Origin of the sequence: Longimicrobium sp. (genome assembly GCF_036280135.1) — a bacterium.
Taxonomy (GTDB): domain Bacteria; phylum Gemmatimonadota; class Gemmatimonadetes; order Longimicrobiales; family Longimicrobiaceae; genus Longimicrobium.
Genome location: NZ_DASURI010000132.1, coordinates 1 through 6,393 on the forward strand (window position 1 = coordinate 1; position 6,393 = coordinate 6,393).

7 protein-coding genes are annotated in these 6,393 nt (G+C 70.3%); 4 read left to right on the plus strand and 3 right to left on the minus strand.

The window, feature by feature from the left end:
• Window positions 1–213 precede the first annotated feature (213 nt).
• Window positions 214–504: a hypothetical protein gene (locus VFZ20_RS04040; protein WP_329682546.1), complete on the plus strand. Its 291-nt coding sequence runs from the start codon at window positions 214–216 to the stop codon at window positions 502–504.
• Between the two features lie 11 nt (window positions 505–515).
• Here the strand turns inward: VFZ20_RS04040 and VFZ20_RS04045 are convergent, their stop codons facing one another.
• Window positions 516–1,802 (minus strand): tetratricopeptide repeat protein, encoded by a 1,287-nt coding sequence (locus tag VFZ20_RS04045; protein WP_329682547.1) that lies wholly within the window; start codon window positions 1,800–1,802, stop codon window positions 516–518.
• Between the two features lie 236 nt (window positions 1,803–2,038).
• Here VFZ20_RS04045 and VFZ20_RS04050 point away from each other — a divergent pair, with 236 nt between their 5' ends.
• The 3 genes from VFZ20_RS04050 to VFZ20_RS04060 all read left to right on the plus strand — a co-directional run bounded on the left by VFZ20_RS04050 (window position 2,039) and on the right by VFZ20_RS04060 (window position 4,512).
• Entirely contained in the window at window positions 2,039–2,485 is a 447-nt protein-coding gene (locus VFZ20_RS04050) for a hypothetical protein (RefSeq protein ID WP_329682548.1), read from the plus strand.
• 418 nt (window positions 2,486–2,903) lie between these two features.
• Window positions 2,904–3,332, plus strand: a complete 429-nt coding sequence (locus tag VFZ20_RS04055; RefSeq protein ID WP_329682549.1) for an OsmC family peroxiredoxin — start codon at window positions 2,904–2,906, stop codon at window positions 3,330–3,332.
• A 283-nt stretch (window positions 3,333–3,615) separates the two neighbouring features.
• On the plus strand, window positions 3,616–4,512 hold the full coding sequence (locus VFZ20_RS04060; protein ID WP_329682550.1) for a pentapeptide repeat-containing protein: 897 nt from the start codon (window positions 3,616–3,618) through the stop codon (window positions 4,510–4,512).
• A gap of 492 nt (window positions 4,513–5,004) precedes the next feature.
• Here VFZ20_RS04060 and VFZ20_RS04065 read toward each other — a convergent pair whose 3' ends face one another.
• The gene (locus VFZ20_RS04065) at window positions 5,005–5,754 is read right to left on the minus strand and encodes an SIR2 family NAD-dependent protein deacylase (protein WP_414682922.1); all 750 of its coding nucleotides are present in this window, start codon (window positions 5,752–5,754) and stop codon (window positions 5,005–5,007) included.
• An 8-nt stretch (window positions 5,755–5,762) separates the two neighbouring features.
• Window positions 5,763–6,137: a hypothetical protein gene (locus tag VFZ20_RS04070; protein ID WP_329682552.1), complete on the minus strand. Its 375-nt coding sequence runs from the start codon at window positions 6,135–6,137 to the stop codon at window positions 5,763–5,765.
• Between the last annotated feature and the right edge of the window lie 256 nt (window positions 6,138–6,393).

Genomic DNA, 6,393 nt, shown 5'->3' on the forward strand with positions numbered 1-6,393 from the left:
TCCCACGGCTCGCCCACGCCGTGGAACAGCGCCATCAGGTCCGGCTCCATCACGAGCACCTTGCGCCGGATGATGGGATCGCTCGTGGGGGGCGGCGGCTGGGGGCCGGTCATCTCCCGTAATTTTGGCGTTGGCACGTCCGGAATTGGGACGCGAACCTTTCTCCGCCGGGTCAGCGTTCCGGTTCCCCTTCCATCCATTGGAGATGCCCCCATGAAGCAGTTGCGTCTGTCCGCGTTGGCCGCTGCGCTCGTCCTTGCCGCCGGCTGCACCGCCTCTCCCACCGATACGCCCCACCGCGACCAGCCCGCTCCCCTCTTCAACGGCGGAAACACCACCGGCTCCGGGAACTACGCGGGCGGTGACACGACGGGCCCGGGGATGCTCGGCTCCGGCAACACCAGCCCCCAAGACGGAGGCGAACCGCTCACGTCCGGGACCGCCGGCGACAGCACCTCAGGCGGTACTCAGCGGGGCGGGAATATGATCGGATCCGGTAATTGAGCCCCATTCGTCTAGGCGGCCACGGGAACGGCGGTGGCCCGCAGAGTGACGACCAATCCGTTCGCGAGTGTATCCAGACGCTGTGATGGAACCGTATCGAGCGTGCTCCGGGCAGGTGCCGCGGCCCGGTGCGCGCTCACGGCACTGAGCGCATCATCCGCCTCCGCCACCACGTCCTCCTCGGACCGAAGCACGGCCACCTCTCTTGCCTTCAGCAGCGCTTCTTCCGCGATGTCCCACTTGGCCAGGCTTGTAGCTCCCCGCGCGAGCTCAACAAGTGCCGCGGCTACGCCCTGCCCTGCGTCCTGCCGGTCCGCCAGCGTCCAGATTTCTTTCGCGGCAGACGAGAACATTTCCGTCGCATTGCATCCCCCGGCGGCGCGGGCGATGGAGGCAAGCACACGGATGCGCTCGCTGGGGAGTTCGAAGTATCGCTCGAGTCCCTGGAGAACGGTCAGCGCCCGGCCATAGTAGCCCTCGGCGACCCACGAGAACGCGACGTCATGCGCCAGAGTCGCGAGTCGGGGGTGCCCGTCCTTGTACACTTCCAGGGCCGCGCGTGCGTACTGTTCCGCCTCCTCCGCGTAACCCATGTACCACGTAGCCACGAACAGGTCGTGCAGGATCTCGCCTTCACGCTTCCGGAGGCGATGACGACGCGCCACCTTGAGTGCGTCCCGGTGCATCTTGGCGGCCTGGGAGTAATTGCCCATCCCGTAGTAGAGATTGCCCAGGCTGTTGAGGGAAAGCGTCCGTCCTTCCCAGTCCGCCAGCCGGTTTGCGGCTCGTTCCGCACGCTTGAGCCACGCCTCCGCCTCGCGTGGCCGGCCGTGCGCGCGCATGAGCCTGCCCGCGAGCCAGGCGTAGCGCGGATGCTGGGGCCAGGAGAGGGCGGCGGCCTCGGCGTAGGCGAGCGCCGTGGCCACGTAGCCGTGCTCCAGCGCCCAGTCCGTCACGGACAGGCAGGCGTGCGCGATGGTCTCGGCCGACGCATCACCCTGGCGCCCCAGCTGGCCCACCAGCACGGCCAGGGGGCAGCGCACGTCGGCGTCCCAGTCGTTCTCCAGCAGCTCCGTTTCCCACTCGGTCATGGCGCACGGCTCGAACAGGTCGCCGCGCAGGCCGGGATCCTCCGCGGCCCACAGCAGCACGCTGCGCAGCGTTTGCCACACCGACAGCGACACCTCCGCCGGCAGCTCGCGCACCAGGTCCGCCCCCGCGACGGCGCCGCCCGGGATGGTGAGCGGCGCGGTAAAGTCGGCGTTGCGTGGACGGCCGGGACGGCGTCTCGCGGTCATGGCAATGCCTCCGGTGAGGTTCGTCGGAATTTGTGAGGGCCCATGGACACGCCGGGACAGGTGTCCAGCGTTCCGGCCTATTCTAAGCGTAAAGTGAACGCCAGTCTACACCAGAAGTCGACCGCTCATCACCGGCCAGCGTGCGCTAAAAATAAGGGCTTGTGCAAATAAAGCAGACAAAGTAGATATGTGGCACGTCTACTTTGTCTTCTAATTGCAAAGCAAGAGGAGGCGCGATGAGTGATCGTCCGCAAACGTCCATCGACCGCCTGCGCGAGGCGGTGACCATCCGGGTGCAGGCCACGTCGCTACGGTCCGTGGCGCGACAGGTGGGGATGAGCCCCAGCGGCCTGGACAAGTTCCTGAACGGCGGCATGCCGTATCAAAAGAGCCGGCGCAAGCTGTTCGACTGGCTGCACCGCGAGCACGACAACCTGGGCGCGGGTCTCACGGTGGACGGGATCGCGGCGGCGCTGGGCTCGCTGGTGCGCGACCTGCCGCCGGACCGTCGCGAGCGGGCGCTGGAGGCGCTGCTGGAGACGCTGCGCGGCCTGTACGACGCGCACTCCGAGCACGCGCCCGTGTGGCTGGGCGAACTGAGCCGCAAAGCCGCCGACGGTACCGCCTTCGACGAGGACGAGGTGCCTCGCCAGGGCGCCCGCGAGCCCGTGATGGTGGCGTAGGGGAGGAGGGAAAAGGTCGCTTCGGAAGGGAGGGATCGCGCCGGCAGCAACCCGCCCCTCCCCCAGCCCCTCCCCGCTCGTTCCTCGCGGAGAGGGGAGAAAGCGGTCCTTCCATGAAGTTGGGCAGCAGGCAGGGGCGCCTCGGCGGGCCGGCAGACTCCTGCCTTCGTGCGCGGTATCCGATCCCCCTTCCCCCATTCTGTTTATGGGGGAAGGGCAGGGGATGGGGGGCGCTCCGCCCGCGCGTCGATCCTCCTTTCCGTGCACGACCCGCCGTTCCGTCCATCCGTCCCATCGTCCTCCCGTCATCCGCCCCGTCTGGCCCCCCGGCGACCTTCCACGTACCTTGTCGCGCGGAAAGGTCCGGTGCATCGACATCGAACCGGAAATCGGCCAACCAGGGACAGGAGGGGCGGAGATGCCTACACGCAACGCGAGCGCGACGTGGGAAGGCGGGCTGCAGGGGGGCAAGGGGAGCTTCCAGGGCGAGAGCGGCGTCATCAGCGGCGCGTACTCGTTCGGCTCGCGGTTCGGCGACCAGGGCGGCACCAACCCCGAGGAGCTGCTGGCCGCGGCCGAGGCGGCGTGCTTCAGCATGGCGCTGTCGGTGGGGCTGGAGAACAACGGCACCACGGCCACGCGCGTGCACACCGACGCCGCCTGCACCGTGGCCAAGGTGGGCGAGGGCTTCAAGATCACCACCATGCACCTGCGCGTTCGCGCCACGGTGCCGGGCCTGGACGACGCCACGTTCCAGACCATCGCCGAGGGCACCAAGAAGGGCTGCCCCGTGTCGCAGGCGCTGGCCGGCGTGGACATCACCATGGAAGCCACGCTCGAGTCGTAAGCGCGACGGGCGGCTCGGAGGATCGGCAAGGGGGAGCGTCCACGGCGGATGCTCCCCTTCCGCATTCCGTCCGGCGCGTGTAGTAATGGATGTACAGCTTTTTTCGCGATGGCCTCCCGGTGTCGCGCGGCGAGCGGGAGGATGCGGAGGGTCCGCCCCGGCGGGCGGAACGATGCGTGCTGCGAACAACGGATGTGAATGGCGGCGGGCGCGCATGGCGGTCGCCGGTCTTTCCAGGCCGCCATCCCCTGGCGGCGCCCCCAGCACCGGACGGGAGGCCCACATGCAAATGCTCGATCGCATCCTCGACGCCATCAACGGAGGCTCGCGAGGCGCGCCCGCGCGGCCGTCGCTCACGCGCGACGAGGTGCAGCGGCGGCTGGACGCGGGCAGCGGGTCGCTGGCGGGCACCAACCTGTCGGGGCTGGACCTGACGGGGCTGCCGCTGGCCGGCGTGGACCTGTCCCGGGCGGACCTGCGGGGCGCCGTGCTGGAGGGGGCCAACCTGGCGGGGGTGAACCTGTCGGGCGCGGAGCTGGCCCAGGCGCGCTTCGTGGCCGCCAACCTGTCCGGCGCGGACCTGCGCGGCGCGTGCATGCAGGACGCGGACTTCACCCGCGCCGTGCTCACGCGCGCGCTGCTGCGCGACGCCAACACGCTGCGCACGGGCGCGCAGGCGCCGCCCATCCTGGAGTCCGCCGACCTGGCCGGCGCCGACGCCACGGGCGCGGACTTTACCCGCGCCAACCTGCGCAACGCCAACCTCACGGGCGCGCGCTTCACGGAGAGCAGCCTGCACCGCGCCAATCTGAGCGGCGCGCGGGCGGCCGGCGCGCGGTTCGGCGGCGCCAACCTGCGCCACGCCGTTGCCGACGGCGCGGACCTGACCGAGGCGGTGCTGGAGGCGGCGGACCTGGCCAGCGTGCGCGCGGTGGGGGCAACGCTGCCGCGGGCGCGGCTGCAGCGCGCGAACCTGTCGGGCGCCAACCTGGAGCGCGCGGACCTGTCCGGCGCGGACTTCACGGAGGCCACGCTGGAGGATGCGCGGCTGGGTGGGGCCGTGCTGCGCGGTGTCGTGCTGGCGCGGGCGGACCTGGGCGGCGTGAGCCTGGATGGGTTGGACGTCGATGGCGTCGATCTCACCACCGCCCACAACCTCCGCCCCCTCGCCGCCGTCTGACGCGCGGGTGCGAAAGCGAACGATCCCCTTCCGCACGCATCGCGGAGGGGGATCGTCTTCGTTGCGGATGCGCGACCTCCTGGGGGAGGCGCCGTGCGGTCCCCGCGCATCGCAAGCCGCTGGCGCCGACCGAAGGATGCGGGCCCGTGCGAGGCGTCCGCGCAATCGCTGGCTCTCTGGCGGGAGAATGGGATCGGTCGGGATGGGGGGTGATGCGGATCGTGAGTCGAGGCGGAGACTCGTCGCGGGGCGGGCGCCCCCCTCCCCGACCCTCCCCCGCAAACTGCGCGGGGGAGGGAGGTGGCTCGCGCGCGAGAGCGCGGTGTTTCGCGTCCGCGGGCCGGAAGACTGCCTGCCATCGTGCAGGGCCGGTGTTCTCCCTTCCCCCACGCCGTTTGTGGGGGAAGGGTCGGGGATGGGGGGCGCTCCGCTGCCGGCGCGATCCATCCATCCCTCTCGATCCTCACGCACCCCGCACTCCCGCACTTCCCCTCACCCCAGCGCCGCGCGCACGGCGTCCCGCAGTTCCGGCAGCACAACGCCGGCCGGCCCTTCCAGGAACACGTCCGCCGCGTGCGTCAGCTCCGACGGCTCGGGGTTGATCTCGATCACGAGCCCGCCGTGACGGCGCGCCACCAGGGGCAGCTCCGCCGCGGGCCACACCGTGCCGCTGGTGCCGATCAGCAGCAACGCGTGGCAGCGCTCCGCCAGGTTCCACGCGCGCTCCACGGCATCCGCGGGCAGCATCTCGCCAAACCACACCACGTCCGGCCGCAGCGGCGATCCGCAGACGAGGCAGGGCGGCGGGTCCTGCTCCTCGCCCTCCGCGAATGGCGGCAGGGGGCCGTCGTACGCGTGGCCGTGGTCCAGGCACTTTACGCGGCGGATGTTGCCGTGCAGCTCCACCACGTCCGTGGATCCTGCCTCGCGGTGCAGCCCGTCCACGTTCTGCGTGACGACGACCAGCCCGGGGATGAGCGACTCCATCTCCGCGAGGGCGACGTGGCCGGGATTGGGCCGCGCGTCGCCCACGCGCTCGCGGCGCCACGCGTACCAGCTCCACACGCGGCGCGGGTTCGTGCGAAAGCCGGCTTCCGTCGCCAGGGCCTGCGGGTCGAAGTTGGCCCACAGCCCTTCCATGGCATCGCGAAAGGTGGGGATGCCGCTCTCCTTGCTCATCCCCGCGCCGCTGCTCACCAGCACGCGTTCCGCGCCGGCCAGGATGCGGGCCGCGCGCTTCATCTCCGGCGTCACGCGCCCTCCCCGTGGAACTCGGCCACGACCTCGATGGGGCCCACGATGGCCTGGTTGAACGCGTCCATCTCCTCCGCGGGGATCCAGTATTCCTGGTGCACGCGCGCGCCGGCCGTCTGCAGCGGGTGGCGGGCCAGGTGGTCGCTGCGCACGCGAAAGCGCGTGACGAAGCCCGTGTAACCGGAGGCGGCGTCCTTTGTGTTCCAGTCGCGGGCGATCTGCGCGGCGTAGTTCTCGTTGGCCACGGGATAGAAGAACGGCTGGTGCTCCAGCCGCGGCGGAAACGCCGTCCATCCGCTCTGCTCGATCAGCGCCAGCTCCGCCCGGCCCACGGGGCGCCAGAGCACCGTCGTCTCCACCTCGTCCGTCATCCGCCTCCCTGCGCCGTCGAAGGATCCACGTTCACCGTCCACCTTCCGCAAAGGTGACGAAACGACGGCGTTTCACGCAACCCACCCCGAACACCACCGCGCCTCCCGAGATGATGCGTCATCCTTGTGTGTTGACGATGTGCTAAGTTCACCACCGTACGGGCCAACTCGTTCATCCTTTGGTTGAGAAAACCGTTCCTCAGCATGGGTGGCCCGTACGGCAGGTGGTCGCAAGAGCTCGAACAGTTGGGCGGAC